Origin of the sequence: Halogeometricum limi (genome assembly GCF_900115785.1) — an archaeon.
In the GTDB taxonomy this organism is placed as follows: domain Archaea; phylum Halobacteriota; class Halobacteria; order Halobacteriales; family Haloferacaceae; genus Halogeometricum; species Halogeometricum limi.
This window is the reverse complement of record NZ_FOYS01000001.1, coordinates 542,935-558,261: the sequence shown is the minus strand read 5'-3', so window position 1 is coordinate 558,261 and position 15,327 is coordinate 542,935. Positions and strand designations below refer to the sequence as shown.

Below are 15,327 nucleotides of genomic sequence, written 5' to 3'. Positions count from 1 at the left end.
CCGTCAGTCGTCGCCGTCCACGCTCCCTCGTTCTCGCAGGAGTCCGGCGGCCGTCCCCGCCCAGTTGGCGTACCTGAACGCGACGAGGACGAACAGCCCCATCCACGCGTAGGCGGCGAAGACGCCGACGTAGACGCCGAGAAGTCCCATGCCGACCCACTCGACGGCGACGTACGAGAGGCCGACGAAGAAGCCGAACATCCCCGTCAGCCGAGCGACGAACGGGAGGCGCGTCGCCCCCGCGCCCTGCAACGCGCCGGAGAGCGAGACGAAGAGCGCGAGGAGGGGCGCGGAGAGACCGTAGACGACGGCGAACTCGGCGGCGTACGTCAGGGCCGCGTCGGACCCGCCGAAGCCGAGTGCGGCGACGACCGGGTCGGCGAAGACGACGAGGAGAGCGCCGATGACGCCGACGGAGGTGACGGCGAGTGCGGCCGTCGCCCACCCCTCGTACCGGGCCGTCGCCGTCTCGCCGCGGCCGAGTGCCTGTCCGACCAGCACGCTCGCGGCGACGTTGTAGCCGCGGACGAGTGGCCCCGTCACCTGCTGGTAGACGCGGCGACCGATTTGGAAGCCGGCGTTCGCCACGTCCCCACCGAACGAGAGGAGAAGCGCGTTGAACGGGAACTCGGCGAGTTCGGCCGCGAACCCTTCGGCGACGCGGGGGAGGCTGACGCGGACGAGTTGCGCGCCGATGGTCGCGTCCGTCGGCCACGCGAACGCGACGGGCGAACCGGGGCGATAGGTGGCCCCGACCAAGAGGGCCGCAGAGAGCACGTTCGCCGTCGAGGTGGCGAGACCGACGCCGAAGACGCCGAGGCCCGGGAGGCCGAGGAGTCCGAACCCCAGACCGACCGAGAGCGAGACGTTGACCACGTTGGCGAGGACGTTGACGTACATCGGGGTGCGGGTGTCGCCGAGTCCCTGCAGGGCGCGGGCGGCGACGAGGGCGACGAGGCGCGCGGGGGCGGTGGCGAAGACGACCGCGAGGTAGATCCCGCCGAGTCGAACCGCGTCGTCGCTGGCGGGAAAGAGGCCGACGGCCGCCTCGCCGAACAGGAGGCCGACGAAGACGAACGGGACGCCCGCGAGGAACGCGAGGAGGACGGCCTGCGTCACCGCCTCGTCGCGGTTGGCGTCGGCACCGCTCCCGGTGTCCTGACTGGAGAGGGCGATGGCGGCCCCGCCGAGTCCGAGGCCGATGCGGAGGGGAAAGCGGGCGAACAGGTCCGCGAGGCCGATGGCGACCACCGCGGCGGGCGACAGGGCGGCCGTCACCAACACGTCGACGGTGCGCATGAGCGTCCGCGTCGTCTGTTCGGCCATCACCGGCCACGCGAGTGCGAACACTCGCGTCCAGACGCGACGGAGTCGCCCGACGTTCATGCCGAGAGCAGTCGCGTCGCGCGCTTGACGATACCGGAACCGGAAGGTGGACCGAGCACGAACGGAGAGTCATGCCGACGTTCTTCGTCTACGGAACGCTCACCGACCCCGACCGAGTGGACACGCTCCTCGACGACTGGTCGTTCGCGGGAGACGCGCGACTCGACGGCCTCCACCGAGAGACGGGACGGTACCCGACGCTGGCACCGGGTGGGTCCGTCTCGGGCCGTCTCCTCCGGACCGACGACGTGGCGACGCTGGACCGGTACGAAGGGGTCGCGTCCGGCCTCTACGTGCGCGCCGAGGTGCCGGTATCGGACGGGAGTCGCGCGTTCGTCTACGTCGGCGACGCGGCCGAACTCGGGGCGGACGCCGAGTGGTCCGGGACCGGGTCGCTACGGACACGCGTGACGGAGTATCTGGACGAGAATCCAGTCCTCGTTCGGCGGACAGATTCGAATCCGACAGACGACTGACGGGCGTCTGACGAGTCGATCGTCGCCGACCTGTCTATCGATTACACTTTCACTCCGCCTGCATGATATTTATATACTACCCGAACAGTAGAACAACTGCACGTCACACGCGTGCATTCCCCCTTTCCATTCCCCGAGACGCGTAGCGACGGTGTTTGCGCGCCGTTTCCCGCCGTGCGGAGATGTATCACGGTCGTTCACGAAGAAACCGAACGCTTACCCGGCGCGGCGAGGTAGCGCGGCGTATGATTTCGCTCGCCGACATCGAGGCGGCACGCGACCGTATCGACGGGGTCGCAAAGCACACACCCCTCGACTACTCGCACACGTTCTCGGAGATGACCGGGGCGTCCGTCAACCTGAAACTGGAGAACCACCAGCGGACGGGGTCCTTCAAGATTCGCGGCGCGATGAACCGCATCTCGGTGCTCACCGACGAGGAGAAGGCGGCCGGCGTCGTCACCGCGAGCGCCGGAAACCACGCGCAGGGCGTCGCACTCGCGGCGACGCGGGCGGGCGTCGACTCGAAAGTCGTGATGCCGGAACACGCGCCCATCTCGAAGGTGAAGGCGACACGGCGCTACGGCGCGGAAGCGGTCCTCTACGGCGCGGACTACGACGAGGCGCAGCGACGTGCCCACGAGATAGAGGCCGACGAAGACCGGACCTACGTTCACGCCTTCGACGACGACTACGTCATGGCCGGACAGGGGACGATCGGCCTCGAAATCGTCGAGGACTGCCCGGACGTGGAGACGGTCGTCGTCCCCATCGGCGGCGGCGGCCTCATCTCCGGTATCGCCACCGCGGTGAAAGAACAACTCCCCGACGTGCGCGTGATAGGGGTGCAAGCGGAGGGCGCCTCCAGCGTCGCCACCTCGTTGCAGAAGGGGTCGGTCCACGAACTCGACAGCGTGAACACCATCGCCGACGGTATCGCGACCCGCCGCGTCGGCGACAAGCCGTTCGAGGTCATCCGGAACTACGTCGACGAGGTGGTCACTGTCTCCGACGAGGAGATAGCCGTGACGCTCACCTACCTGCTCGAACGCACGAAGACGCTGGTCGAGGGTGCCGGTGCCGTCGCCCTCGCGGCCCTCATCTTCGAGAAGTTCGACTTCGAGGACGGCGAGGTGGTCGTCCCCGCACTCTGCGGCGGCAACATCGACATGAACCAACTCACCACCGTGGTCATGCGCGGCCTCGTGGAGACGGGGCGGTATCTGAAGGTGCGGACGGTTCTGCGGGACCGGCCGGGTGCGCTCTACGACCTCCTGTCGGTCATCGCCGACGCGCAGGCGAACATCTACGCGATTCGCCACGACCGCACCTCTCGGGAAATCGGGATGAACGAGACGGACGTGGAACTGGACCTGGAGACGCGCGGTCACGACCACGTAGAGCAACTGCTCGCTTCTCTCCGCGAACGCGGGTACAAGGTCGACGTCCTCGTCTGAGTCGGCACCGCGACGGCGTCTCTCTCGGTTTTAAGTCGCGTCCGCGTGACCCGGGGGCATGAAGCGCGTCATCGGGACGGACGAAGCACCGGCGGCCGTCGGTGCGTACAGTCAGGCGACGACGAACGGTTCGCTCCTCTTCACGGCGGGACAGATTCCGCTCACGCCGGACGGCGAACTGCTGGACGACGAGGATATCGCGACCCAGACGACGCAGTCGCTGGACAACGTGATGGCCATCCTCGACGCCGAGGGTGCCGACGCGTCGGACGTGCTCAAAGTGACCGTCTTCCTCGGCGACATCGACGATTTCGACGAGATGAACGAGACGTACGCGACGTACTTCGGCGACGAACCGCCGGCGCGAAGCGCCGTCGAGGTGGGCAACCTCCCGAAGGGCGTCGGCGTCGAGATAGAGGCCATCGCGGACGTCAGCGACGAGTAGCGCCGTGTCGCGTCGAAAATCCGCGGCGCTGTGGGGCGTCGTCGGCGCACTCACCTTCCTCGTCCTCGTGCAGGGCTACCAACTCGTCGTCGCGGCGCTCGGCGTCGGCATCTCGACGATGGGTGCGCTGGCAGTCGGCGTCGGTGTGGTCGTCGGTAGCGCGTCGTACGTCACCGAGAACCGTCTCGCGGCGAAAGGAAGGACTTAAACGCGTCAGCGCGGTACCGTGGAATAGAGCCGGGATGGCCGAGTGGTAAGGCGCACGCCTGGAAAGCGTGTTCCCTTTGGGATCCAGGGTTCAAATCCCTGTCCCGGCGTTTCTGTCGCGAACTACGTACCGAGCACCGCGTAGCGTGTGCTCGGTTCGTGAGTGACGAAACGACTCCGAAGGGATTTGAATCAGGGAGCGTCGCGAGTGGAGCGAGCAGAGTGACCGTGGTTCAAATCCCCGTCCCGGCGTTCTACTGACTTCACCCCTCCAGCGAGGCGTCTCGTCGCCGCGAATCCGCAGACGGCGATGGGGAGTATTCTGACAGACTGTGTACCAGCACGCCGATTCGCCACCGACACGTAAACTTCGAGGCGGCAGTTCTACCTGTCGCTCCAAAAGATTCATACCCATGGGTTACGTCACCACGGTTGACAATGCCAGACACTAAGAACGGCCGGGAGCGCAAGGGTCGGAACAAGCGAAACCAACTCCAAGAGAGCCTCTACAACGACGAGATGGACGCTTTGAACACCGACGACGAGCTTCCGCCGTTCGAGTCCGAGCAGACTCGCGGCGAGGAGTTCCTCGCCGAGGAACTCCCGGACGAAGACTAGCCCTTCCGAACCAGTGTCTTTCTTTCGCACGCCACAACCGCGAGCGACGGCGGCGTCCGTCGCGGACGACGCGTTCCCGTGCGTGCTTGCGATACCGACCGTCGAGAGTATATAAAGAGAGCAGGTAGCCACACGGAGTCGTCCGCCGAACGGCCGGGTATCGCGCGGCCGGATACGGCGAGAACCGGGGTACGTCGGGTAGTTCAGGGCCGAATACGTGAATCGTGGTGACACATCTCACGACGTCGAGAAGCGAAGCGTTTTTATAGAATCACAAACAATCCTGGGACGACTATGAGTCAGCGAATGCAACAGGGACAGCCCATGATCATCATGGGTGAGGACGCTCAGCGCGTGAAGGACCGCGACGCGCAGGAGTACAACATCGCTGCCGCCCGTGCCGTCGCCGAGGCGGTACGCTCCACACTCGGCCCGAAAGGGATGGACAAGATGCTCGTCGACTCGATGGGAGACGTCACCATCACGAACGACGGCGTGACCATCCTCAAGGAGATGGACATCGACAACCCGACGGCCGAGATGATCGTCGAAGTCGCCGAGACCCAAGAGAGCGAGGCCGGCGACGGGACGACGACGGCCGTCGCCATCGCGGGAGAACTCCTCAAGAACGCCGAGGACCTCCTCGAACAGGACATCCACCCGACGGCCATCATCAAAGGCTTCCACCTCGCCAGCCAGAAGGCTCGCGAAGAGATCGACGACATCGCGGAGTCTGTCGACCCCAACGACGAAGAGCTTCTGCAGAAGGTCGCCGAGACGTCGATGACGGGTAAGAGCTCGGAACTCAACAAAGAGCTCCTCGGTCAGCTCATCGTCGACGCAGTGAAGCAGGTCACCGTCGAGGCCGACGACGGCTCCTACGTCGTCGACCTGGAGAACATCTCCATCGAGACCCAGACGGGTCGCTCCGCCTCGGAGTCCGAACTGCTCAACGGCGCGGTCATCGACAAGGACCCCGTCCACGACGACATGCCGACCCAGTTCGACGAGGCGAAGACGCTCCTCCTCAACGAGCCCATCGAGGTCGAAGAGGCCGACGTCGACACGCAGGTCAGCATCGACTCGCCGGACCAGCTTCAGAAGTTCCTCGACCAAGAGGAGAAGCAGCTGAAGGACAAGGTCCAGAAGATAGTCGACTCCGGTGCCGACGTGGTGTTCTGCCAGAAGGGCATCGACGACCTCGCACAGCACTTCCTCGCGAAGGAGGGCATCCTCGCGGTTCGTCGGACGAAGAAGTCCGACATCAAGTTCCTCAAGAACGTCGCCGGCGGCTCCGTGGTCTCGGACCTCGACAGCGTGACCGAGGCCGACCTCGGCACGGCCTCCGTCCGCCGCGACGACGAGGACGAACTGTTCTACGTCGAAGGGCTCGGCGACTCCACCCACGGCGTCACGATGCTGCTCCGCGGTTCGACCGACCACGTGGTCGACGAACTTGAACGCGGCGTCGAGGACGCACTCGACGTGGTGGCGACGACCGTCTCCGACGGCCGCGTCCTCGCCGGCGGCGGCGCCATCGAGGTCGAACTCGCCTCGCGTCTCCGCAACTACGCTGACTCCGTCTCCGGCCGCGAGCAACTGGCCGTCGAGGCGTTCGCGGACGCACTCGAACTCGTCCCCCGCGTTCTCGCCGAGAACGCCGGTCTGGACTCCATCGACACGCTCGTCGACCTCCGCGCGGCACACGAGGACGGCGAGTCGCGCGCCGGGCTGAACGTCTTCTCCGGCGACGTCGAGGACACGTTCGAGGCGGGCATCGTCGAGCCTGCGCACGCGAAAGAACAGGCCGTCTCCTCTGCGACCGAGGCGGCGAACCTCGTGCTCAAAATCGACGACATCATCGCTGCGGGCGACCTCAGCACCAGCGGTGGCGACGACGAAGGTGGCGCTCCTGCCGGCGGTATGGGTGGCATGGGCGGCATGGGCGGCGCGATGTGAATTCGGGCACGGCCTGAACTCACTCCGACCGCCGCAACTCGTCTCGAATCGCCGCGAAACCGTCGGCCCGCACGCCGACCCGGATATTCTTTCGACGCCGACTCGCCGAGCGACGGCACCGGCTCGCGTTCGAGTCGAGCGCCGATGTTCGAGTTGAGTCCGAGAAAGGTACTCGAATGTGTATTGTGTTCGAATAGTTCGTCGTTCGTGGAATCTCGTCCGGTTTTAGTATGAACTAAGTAACGCACCCCGGAAGAGACGGACGAGATGCAAACACTGCTGCTGAACAGCGACGACGTCCACGAGAACGCGAACATGGCGGACCTCGTCCCCGCCATCGAGGAGGCGTTCGCCGCCTTCGAACGCGGCGACGCGCAGATGCCGCCGAAGTCGTACATCGACCTGCCGCAGTACAACGGCGACTTCCGTTCGATGCCGGCCTACATGGACGCCGGCGACTGGGACGCCGCGGGCATCAAGTGGGTGAACGTCCACCCCGACAACGGCAGTAAGTTCGACCTCCCCACCGTGATGGGGACGATGGTGTACTCCTCGCCGGAGACGGCGTTCCCCCTCGCGGTGATGGACGGCACCGAACTGACGATGAAGCGGACGGGTGCGGCCGCCGCCGTCGCCACCGACCACCTCGCCGTCGCCGACGCGTCCTCTCTCGGTATCGTCGGCGCGGGCGTCCAGTCGTACACGCAGTTAGAGGCTATCGCCACCGTCCGCGACATCGAAGAGGTCGTCGTCTCCGATTTGGACGAAGAACGCGTCGCGAACTTCATCGACGCCTTCGAGGACGACTTCGACGTTCGCCCCGGGTCCATCGCGGAGGCCGCCTCGTGCGACGTGCTCTCGACGGTGACGCCCGTCGAGTCTCCCATCGTCTCCCGCGACGACGTGGGCGAACACACCCACATCAACGCGATGGGCGCGGACGCGGAGGGCAAACACGAACTCGCCGACGAGATTCTGCTCGACGCGAAACTCGTCATCGACGACCACGAACAGACCACCCACTCCGGCGAGATAAACGTCCCCTACAACGAGGGCGTCCTCTCGGACGACGACATCTACGGCGACATCGGCGAGATCGTCGTCGGCGACAGAGAGGGTCGAACGGCCGACGACGGAATCAGCGTCTTCGACTCCACCGGCCTGGCGATTCAGGACGTCGCGGCCGCACACGTCGTCTACGAACACGCAAAAGAGAACGACAACGGCTACGAGTTCGACCTCCTCGGTCTCGGCGACCGCAGCGAGTAACGACCGAATCCTCCGCTTACTCGTCGGTGTTTCGAGTCTGTGCGGCGAAGAACTCGACGATTTTCGACACCACCCAGGTGACGATGATGAAAGGAAGCAGTGGGAGCAACAGCGCGAGGAGGCCGAGAAACATCGCCCACCCGATGGAGTTCATCTCTGCGTCGGGGTGGGACCGATAGCCCGGCGTTACCGTCCTGTACGCGCGCGTCAGTGCACTCGGAGACTCATCTGTCGCCATACCAGTAGATACGGTCGCAGAGAGTAAAAGCTCGTTCGCCGTCCGCTCAGAGCGGTCGCCACCGCGTCCGCTGACGCGTCGCCCCGCAGTCTGGACACTCGAACGTCCGGTGGTCCTCGCAGTCGGAACCGCGCCGGGAAGTGACCCGGTACATCTCGACGTCGCACTCGGAACAACGCATGCCACTCGTTATCTCGCGTGATAGTATCAATCTAGGTAGCAGAACGGAAGTGGTCTGAAGCGGTGAAAAATCCCTTCAGAGCGTTTTCGAGTGTCGCTTCTCGAATATCAGGTTCGAGAACGCTACTCGTCCGCTTCGAGTTCGATGGCCGGACGGAGCGGAATCGCGTGTTTCGTCGCGTCGGTGTCCTCGCCTTCGAGTTGGAGGACGACGTCGGCGTCGAACTCTCGCGAGAGGAACGCCGTCGCCGCCTCGTACGCCGCGAACTCGTCGAGTTCCGACAGGGCGGCGACTTCGCTCTCTTCCCGGCCGCGGACGAAGTCGACGAGTTCGCCCACCAGGTCGTTGACGGCGTTGCCGCGTTCGCGCAGGTCCGGGTCCTGCATGACCGTTCCCATCACCGCGCCCTGGTTGCCGCCCTCTTCGACGACGGTGTGGAACACGTCGCGCTTCCAGTCGGCGGCGACGGTGATTCTGATTCGGTCGGGGTCCGCCTCCGGCACGTCCTCCTCGGCGTTCGCGAGCGACTGCTGGATGCCTTTGATGTCCTCGGTGAGTCGCTCTATCTGTGCCTCGCTGGCCTCGACGGCGTCGTCTTCGAACTCCTCGTCGACGTCGGGCCACGGCGCGTCTTCGGCCGGCGTCCCCGTCAGACGCTCGTGTAACTCGTTCGTGAGGAACGGGACGAACGGGGCGAGGAGTCGCAGACGCGTCTCCAACACGTGCTGGAGGGTCCACCGCGCGGCCGGACGCTCGGTTTCGGTCCGTCGACGGTACCAGCGCAGTTGTTCTTCGAAGTTGTAGAAGGCGGCCTGACTGGCGCTTCTCGTCTCGGACGCCTCCATCGCCTCGGTCACGTCGCGGACGGTCTGCTGGAGTTTCGACAGGAGCCAGCGGTCCTCCTGTTCGAGTTCGGGGCGTTCGTCGGGTGCGCCCGCCTCGATACGCTCGTCGGCGCGGTTCCAGAACCGTTCCAGTTGGTTCTTGACCGACGCCACCTGGTCGTCGCGCCAGTCGTAGTCCTGCCACGGTTCCGCGGAGTTGAGCAGGAAGAACCGGACAGTGTCGGCGCCGTACTCCTCGATGGCCTTGCCGGGGAGGACGACGTGTCCCTTCGAGGAGGACATCTTCTCGCCCTCCAGCAGTCCCATCCCCATGATGACGATTCCCTGTGGCCACTGCGGCCGGTCGAACAGTTCCGCGTGGTGGAAGAGATAGAACGTCAGGTGGTTCGAGATGAGGTCGTTCGCGGAGAACCGGTAGTCGACGGGGTACCAGTAGTCCCACTCCTCGCGCAGTTCGAGTGCCCGGTCCGGCGCGTCGTCGACGGCGTCGGCACCGTAGAACAGGGCGTCGAAGAACTCGCGGTCCAACTCGTCTACGGGGACGTCCTGCAGACGGTGCGCGATGGTGTAGTACGCCATGTAGACCGTGGAGTCCGACAGCGGTTCGATGACGAAGTCGTCGTCCCACGGCAGGCGGGTCCCGAGTCCGTAGTTGCGGATGCACGGCCACTCGTTCAGCCAGTCGATGGTGTGGTCGTACTCGCCGCGCGTGTTCTCGGGGATGGCGTCCATCTCCGAGACGACCCGATGGGCCTTCTGTTTCCAGGCCTCGTCGTTGTAGCGCAGGAACCACGTGTCCTGTTCGGCGACGACGACGTCGCCGCCGCAGCGACAGACGACGTCCTCGGAGAACTCCTGCATCGTCCCGAACGCGCCCTCGTCGCGGTGGGCGTCGCGGAATCGGGTCCGAACGTCTTCGACCAGTTCACCGGCGAACTCGCCGTAGTCGTCGTTCAGGCGGCCTGCGTGGAACTCCTTGTTGTAGAGGTCCTTCGTCGCCTTCTCCAGGGCGGGGTCCGCGGAGTCGGTGATTCCGGCCTCCTCGACGGCCGACTGTGCGGGAACCTCGCCGTAGCCCTCGACGGAGAGGATGGGGACGGGTTCGATGGCGTCCACGTCGGCCGGGTCGATACCGTACTCGGCCATCCGCGCATCGTCGGCCTTCGCCTCCTGCAGAGCGACGTAGTCGTCCGGCGAGTGCGCCGGAACGGACATGACGACGCCCGTCGCGTTCTCGGGGTCGACGAAGTCCGCGGGCAGGACGAGGACGTCGTCGCCCGTGATGGGGTTCGTGACGCGTTCGCCGACCAGTTCCGCGCCGGAGACGCGCCGTTCGACGGTCACGTCGTGCGCCTGTAACTGGAGTTTCTCGACGGCGGCCGCCGAGACGAACCACTGCTCGCCGTCCACGTCGGCGTAGACGTAGTCGGCGTCGGGCGCGATGTAGGCGTTCGTCACGCCGCGGACCGTCTCGGGGCGGAGCGTCGCCATCGGGACGACGGTGTCGCCGTGACCGAAGCGGACGAGCGTGTACTCCTGGAACTCCGCCTCCTCGCCTTCGAGGATGTCGTGCGTCGTGACCGGTTGCTTCTCGTTCGTGCAGTACTTGACCGGGTGCAGACCTTTCTCCAGCAGTCCGCGGTCTCTGAGCGTCTCGTACTGCCACGTGATGAACTTCGAGTAGCGCTCGTCGTTCGTCGTGAACTCGCGCCGCCAGTCGACGGAGAGGCCGAGCGACTGCATCCCCTGCTTGTAGTGCTGTTCGATGAAGTAACGGGCGAACCCCATCGGCGTCTCCAGGTCGGTCAGCGTGTCCTCGGGGACGTCGTACGTGTCTCGGAGGACCGAGAGCTGTTTCTCCTCGCCTTTCTTCAACCGTTCGACGGCACCGATGATGGGCGTGCCGGTGACGTGCCACGCGATGGGGAAGAGGACGTTGTCGCCCTGTTGCCGCCGGTAGCGGGCGTAGACGTCGGGGACGGTGTACGTCCGCGCGTGACCGATGTGCATCCCTCCGCTGGGGTACGGGTACGGAACCGTGATGAACGTCGGGTCGTCGTCGGACGCGGCGTCCGCGGGGTCCGCCTCGTAGCGGCCCGTCTCGGCCCACCGCTCCCGCCAGCGTTCCTCGAGTTCCTGCGGGTCGTATTCCATACCTGTGTCGTCAGGATGCGCGCATAAATTAACTCCTATACCCGGCTTCCGCACCCGCTCGATTTCGAAGACGGATGCGGAAGGCAGTAGCACGCCGTGCGCCGAGAACGCGCGACGGCGCGTGAGACGAACGGTGACCGAACAGTTCGGTTGACAGTCACGACGACCGCCGACAACCGCTATGCTCGGAACGTCCCTTGTCGAGGTATGGTAAAACTCACCAAACGGTCGACACTACGAATGTTCGGGACCGGGCTGGCGCTCTCGTCGTTCGCGGCGGGTACCGCCGCGGCGCAAGCGGACGGAGAAGACGGAGACGGGAGCGAACCGGGAGATGGCGGCGACGGCGACGGGCGAACCGTCCCGGTCGAGACGGTCGTCGACGTCCGCGGCGAACCCGTCCCCGAGAATTTAGCGCTCGACTGCGACGGGACGCTCTACTTCGGAATCACGGCCGGTGAGGTGTGGGAGGTAACGAACCCGCAGACGCAACAGACCGGACTCATGACGGCGGACCTGCGGCGCGTGGCGACGCTTCCGGGGAGCGTCGTCGGCGTCGAAGTCGTCCCCGGCGGGTCGATATACGTCGCCTCCTCGACGGGCGGCGAGGACACCGGCGTCTGGGAGGTGCCGCGCGACGGCCACGCGCCGTTCCCCCTCGCCGCCGTCTCGGGCTTTCCGAACGACGTCCTGTACGACCCCGACTTCGGCCGACTCCTCGTCACGGAGTCGGTGAACGGTGCCGTCTACGAGGTCCCACTGGACGACACGGACCCCGAGGCGACGGTGTGGTTCGAGGACGAACGCCTCGACACCGACAGTTTCGGCGCGAACGGCCTCGCGTTCGGGCGCGACGGGTCGGTGTACGTCGCCGTCACGCGGGCGACGGACGAGGACGAAAACGACGTCGGACGACTCGTCCGCGTCCCCGTCGGCGGCGACGGCAGTGCCGGCGACGGAGAGACGTATCTCGAATCGGCCGAGATATTCGGCGCGGACGGAATTACCACGTACGGGCCGGACGTGTACGTCGCCGCGAACTCGCAGAACCGCGTCGTCCGGGTGACCCCCGAGCGAGAGGTGGAGACCATCGCCGGCGGCGACGACGGACTCGTCTTCCCCTCGGACGTGCTGTTCGGCGTGACGCCGCGACAACGGAGCGACCTGTTCGTCTGCAACTTCGCCAATCAGACGCCCGAGGAGGGAGCGATTCTCCGTGCGCATCCGTTCGCTGACGAGGACGACGATGGCGACGAAACGGGGAACGGCGGCGACGGAACCGACGACACGGACGAGGGCGAGGGCGACGACGGAGAGACTGACGAAGGCGGAGACGAACAGAGCACAGAGAGTCAAGAGTAAGCGCGAGACGAGAGAGCGCACCCCGTTCACGAGGCGCACAAGTTCTTCTGACTCACTCGGCCGGCGTCGGCTTGCCCCGGACCGTGAGGACGGGCACGTCCGCGGTACGGACGACTCGTTCGGTGACGCTGCCGAGGAGCAGTCGGTCGAGTCCCCGTCGGCCGTGCGTCGCCATCACGACGAGGTCGACGTCGTTCTCCGCGACGTAGTCGTTGACCGCGCGGTGGACCACGGGGGCGTCACGTACCGACTCCACGACTGACACGCCCGCGTCTTCCGCCGCGTCGCGTGCGCGCCGAATCGCCTTCTCGCCTTGGTCGCGGAGCGCTTCGAATATCGGCGTGAGGTCCATCGGCCCGTCTTCGAGTCCGGCGTCCGACCGATCCGTGTCGACGACGTACAACGCGTGCAACGTCGCGTCGTACTGGCTCGCGATATCGACCGCGTCGTTGAGCGCTTGGAGCGACTCGTCGCTACCGTCCGTGAGAAAGAGGATATTCTCGTACATCACCACGCTAGTCGCACCGACGTGTCATCAAGATATACTCCCAGAGATATCAGAGTCGGAGAACGAACCGGAGACGGGAGTCAGAGCCACCTGCGCTCGGGAAAGCGGGGTCACAGCCACCGTAGAGACGTGCGAGTCCGTCGTGAGACGGGGAGACGTTCGAGTTCGTCCCGCGAGAGACGTCTCAGTTGATGTCGATGTGGTGCGAGTCGTCCGACTCGGTCAGCATCTTGGGGAGGCTAATCGTGAGGACGCCGTTGTTGTAGGACGCACTCGCCTCGTCGGCCTTCACGTCCTCGGGGAGTCGGAGCGAACGTCGCATCGACTCGTGGCGGCGTTCGCGGCGGAGGTACTGGCCCGAGTCGGATTCGGACTCGGTGTCCTCGCTCATGTCGCGGGACGCGGAGATGGTGAGCGAGCGCTTGGCGATAGAGAGGTCGATGTCCTCCTTCTCGAAGCCGGGCAGGTCGGCGACGACGACGAACTCCTCGTCACCGTCGCGCACGTCGATGTCCATGCCGTACGAGGACTTCACCACGTTCGAGGCGTCGAACTGGTGGCTCATCTCGTCGAACTGGCGGGACATGCGCTCGAACATCGATTCGATTTCGTCGAAGGGGTTGGAACGTCGCATCATTGTGGGTTCACCGAGAGATAGTAACGACGTTCGAGGAGATAAATATTGCAGGACGTGAGACGACAGTTCGCACGGTAGAAGACTCAGAGACACCGAATATCACACATTAACTCGAAGTTAGTCTCGGCGGAGTTCACTCGCCACGCGGAGAAAGCATTCGTCGGCGGACGAACGGACCGATTCGCCGACACCGACGAGATGGACGAGGGTCCACTCGGGTCGAAAAGCGGAGTTCGGTACGACGGGAGATGGTCCGACGTCTCGGTCGTCGCGTCCCGACTACAGCACGTCGATGGCGGTGGACTCGTCGTCCTCGTCTATCGTCTCCTTCGGGAGGGTGACGACGAGGACGCCGTTCTGGTACGTCGCCGAGGCTTCCTCTTCGACGACTTCCTCGGGGAGCGTCACCGTCCGTTCGACGCTACTTCGGGTCCGTTCGCGGCGGACGTAGCGGTCACCCGCGTGTTCCTCGTCGGAACTCCGCTCCGCGCTGATGGTGAGTTCGCGCCCCGAGGCGGTGATGTCTATCTGCTCTTTCTCGTACCCCGGCACGTCCGCGGCGACGATGATGGCGTCGTCCGTCTCGGAGACGTCGACGCTGACGTCGTGGAGTTTCGCGAGGCCGGAGTCCTCGAACTCTCGACCCATGCGCTTGAAGAACTGCTCTATCTCGTCGAAGGGATTCTGGCGCGGCATGAACGGGAGTTCGACCCGTCACGTCATCAAGGTTTTCGCAGAACGGGCGGACGGGGAGTCAGTAGAGGACGTGCTGGGTGTCGTAGGAACCGAGTCGTTTGACCCACCCGCGCGAGGCGATGTCGTCCACGCTTTCGAGGGCTTCCTGGGCGCGTTCCTCGTACAGACCGGCCTCGAAGTCGATGTGGAACAGGTAGTCGCCGAGGCGGTTTCCGCTCGGGCGCGACTCGATGCGCGAAAGGTTGATGTCGCGTTCGGCGAACGCCTCGAGGAGTTCGAGGAGGAGGCCGGGATAGTTCGCGTTCGGATAGACGACGACGGTGGATTTGCCGCCCGCGTCGGAGCGTTCGGAGGCGGGCGCGAGGACGAAGAAACGCGTCGCGTTCGAGGACCGGTCCTGGATGTCTTCGGCGAGGACGCGGAGTCCGTCGCCCGCGTTGTCGGGGTGGCCGATGCCGGCGACGGAGGCGTCTTCGCGGGCGCGTTCGACGCCGCGGGCGGTGCTGGTGACGGCTTCCAGCGTGGCGTTCGGATACTCCGTCTCTAAGTAGGTTCGACACTGCGCGAGGGCCTGTGAGTGCGACGCGACGGTGGAGAAGCTATCGGACTGTGCGAGGAGTGCGTGCCGAATCGGCGTGACTATCTCGCGCGTGACGGCGATGTTCGCGTCGGCGATGGCGTCCAGCGTCTCGGTGACGCTTCCCTCGATACTGTTCTCGATGGGGACCACACCGCGGTCGTACGTTCCCGTGTCGACGGCGTCGACGATGGCCGACACCGACTCGCGAAACGCCACCTCGTCGGCGACGGCGCGGGCGGCGCGGTGTGAGTACGTCCCGGCGGGACCCAGCGTAACTGCCTGCATAGCGCGTGATTCTTCACCGCTCAG

Annotated in this window: 15 protein-coding genes and 1 tRNA gene; 9 read left to right on the top strand and 7 right to left on the bottom strand. The window is 65.4% G+C overall.

The genetic code is table 11. The annotated features are described in order from the left end of the window. Positions 1-3 precede the first annotated feature (3 nt). The gene (locus tag BM282_RS02960; RefSeq protein ID WP_089876617.1) at positions 4-1,386 is read right to left on the bottom strand and encodes an MATE family efflux transporter; all 1,383 of its coding nucleotides are present in this window, start codon (positions 1,384-1,386) and stop codon (positions 4-6) included. Between the two features lie 71 nt (positions 1,387-1,457). On the opposite strand from BM282_RS02960, the gene BM282_RS02955 reads away from it, so the two are divergent. The 8 genes from BM282_RS02955 to BM282_RS02920 all read left to right on the top strand — a co-directional run bounded on the left by BM282_RS02955 (position 1,458) and on the right by BM282_RS02920 (position 7,817). Beyond that, complete coding sequence (locus BM282_RS02955; protein WP_089876615.1) at positions 1,458-1,862, top strand: gamma-glutamylcyclotransferase family protein; 405 nt, start codon at positions 1,458-1,460, stop codon at positions 1,860-1,862. A gap of 245 nt (positions 1,863-2,107) precedes the next feature. Beyond that, positions 2,108-3,319 (top strand): threonine ammonia-lyase, encoded by a 1,212-nt coding sequence (gene ilvA, locus BM282_RS02950; RefSeq protein ID WP_089876613.1) that lies wholly within the window; start codon positions 2,108-2,110, stop codon positions 3,317-3,319. Between the two features lie 58 nt (positions 3,320-3,377). Then, entirely contained in the window at positions 3,378-3,764 is a 387-nt protein-coding gene (locus tag BM282_RS02945) for a Rid family detoxifying hydrolase (protein WP_089876611.1), read from the top strand. 4 nt (positions 3,765-3,768) lie between these two features. Continuing rightward, a complete protein-coding gene (locus tag BM282_RS02940; protein ID WP_089876610.1) occupies positions 3,769-3,972 on the top strand; it encodes a hypothetical protein in 204 nt (67 codons plus the stop codon). Between the two features lie 28 nt (positions 3,973-4,000). Continuing rightward, positions 4,001-4,081, top strand: a tRNA-Ser gene (locus BM282_RS02935). 328 nt (positions 4,082-4,409) lie between these two features. Next, complete coding sequence (locus BM282_RS02930) at positions 4,410-4,589, top strand: hypothetical protein (RefSeq protein ID WP_089876608.1); 180 nt, start codon at positions 4,410-4,412, stop codon at positions 4,587-4,589. Between the two features lie 324 nt (positions 4,590-4,913). Further along, on the top strand, positions 4,914-6,548 hold the full coding sequence (gene thsB, locus BM282_RS02925) for a thermosome subunit beta (RefSeq protein WP_089877332.1): 1,635 nt from the start codon (positions 4,914-4,916) through the stop codon (positions 6,546-6,548). Positions 6,549-6,815: 267 nt separating this feature from the next. Then, positions 6,816-7,817: an ornithine cyclodeaminase family protein gene (locus BM282_RS02920; RefSeq protein ID WP_089876606.1), complete on the top strand. Its 1,002-nt coding sequence runs from the start codon at positions 6,816-6,818 to the stop codon at positions 7,815-7,817. Positions 7,818-7,833: 16 nt separating this feature from the next. Here BM282_RS02920 and BM282_RS02915 read toward each other — a convergent pair whose 3' ends face one another. Together BM282_RS02915 and leuS are read right to left on the bottom strand one after the other, a co-directional pair. After that, a complete protein-coding gene (locus tag BM282_RS02915) occupies positions 7,834-8,055 on the bottom strand; it encodes a DUF7535 family protein (RefSeq protein ID WP_089876604.1) in 222 nt (73 codons plus the stop codon). A gap of 303 nt (positions 8,056-8,358) precedes the next feature. Next, positions 8,359-11,235, bottom strand: coding sequence for a leucine--tRNA ligase (gene leuS / locus BM282_RS02910; RefSeq protein WP_089876602.1), 2,877 nt, complete (start codon positions 11,233-11,235; stop codon positions 8,359-8,361). A gap of 207 nt (positions 11,236-11,442) precedes the next feature. Between leuS and BM282_RS02905 the strand changes: the two genes are divergently transcribed. Beyond that, on the top strand, positions 11,443-12,597 hold the full coding sequence (locus BM282_RS02905; RefSeq protein ID WP_139229677.1) for an SMP-30/gluconolactonase/LRE family protein: 1,155 nt from the start codon (positions 11,443-11,445) through the stop codon (positions 12,595-12,597). 52 nt (positions 12,598-12,649) lie between these two features. Here BM282_RS02905 and BM282_RS02900 read toward each other — a convergent pair whose 3' ends face one another. The 4 genes from BM282_RS02900 to pheA all read right to left on the bottom strand — a co-directional run bounded on the left by BM282_RS02900 (position 12,650) and on the right by pheA (position 15,303). Continuing rightward, positions 12,650-13,105, bottom strand: coding sequence for a universal stress protein (locus BM282_RS02900; protein WP_089876598.1), 456 nt, complete (start codon positions 13,103-13,105; stop codon positions 12,650-12,652). Between the two features lie 184 nt (positions 13,106-13,289). Beyond that, positions 13,290-13,742 (bottom strand): Hsp20/alpha crystallin family protein, encoded by a 453-nt coding sequence (locus BM282_RS02895; RefSeq protein ID WP_089876596.1) that lies wholly within the window; start codon positions 13,740-13,742, stop codon positions 13,290-13,292. A 279-nt stretch (positions 13,743-14,021) separates the two neighbouring features. Next, positions 14,022-14,438 (bottom strand): archaeal heat shock protein Hsp14, encoded by a 417-nt coding sequence (gene hsp14 / locus BM282_RS02890; RefSeq protein WP_089876594.1) that lies wholly within the window; start codon positions 14,436-14,438, stop codon positions 14,022-14,024. Positions 14,439-14,496: 58 nt separating this feature from the next. After that, entirely contained in the window at positions 14,497-15,303 is an 807-nt protein-coding gene (pheA, locus tag BM282_RS02885) for a prephenate dehydratase (protein ID WP_089876592.1), read from the bottom strand. Positions 15,304-15,327 lie beyond the last annotated feature (24 nt).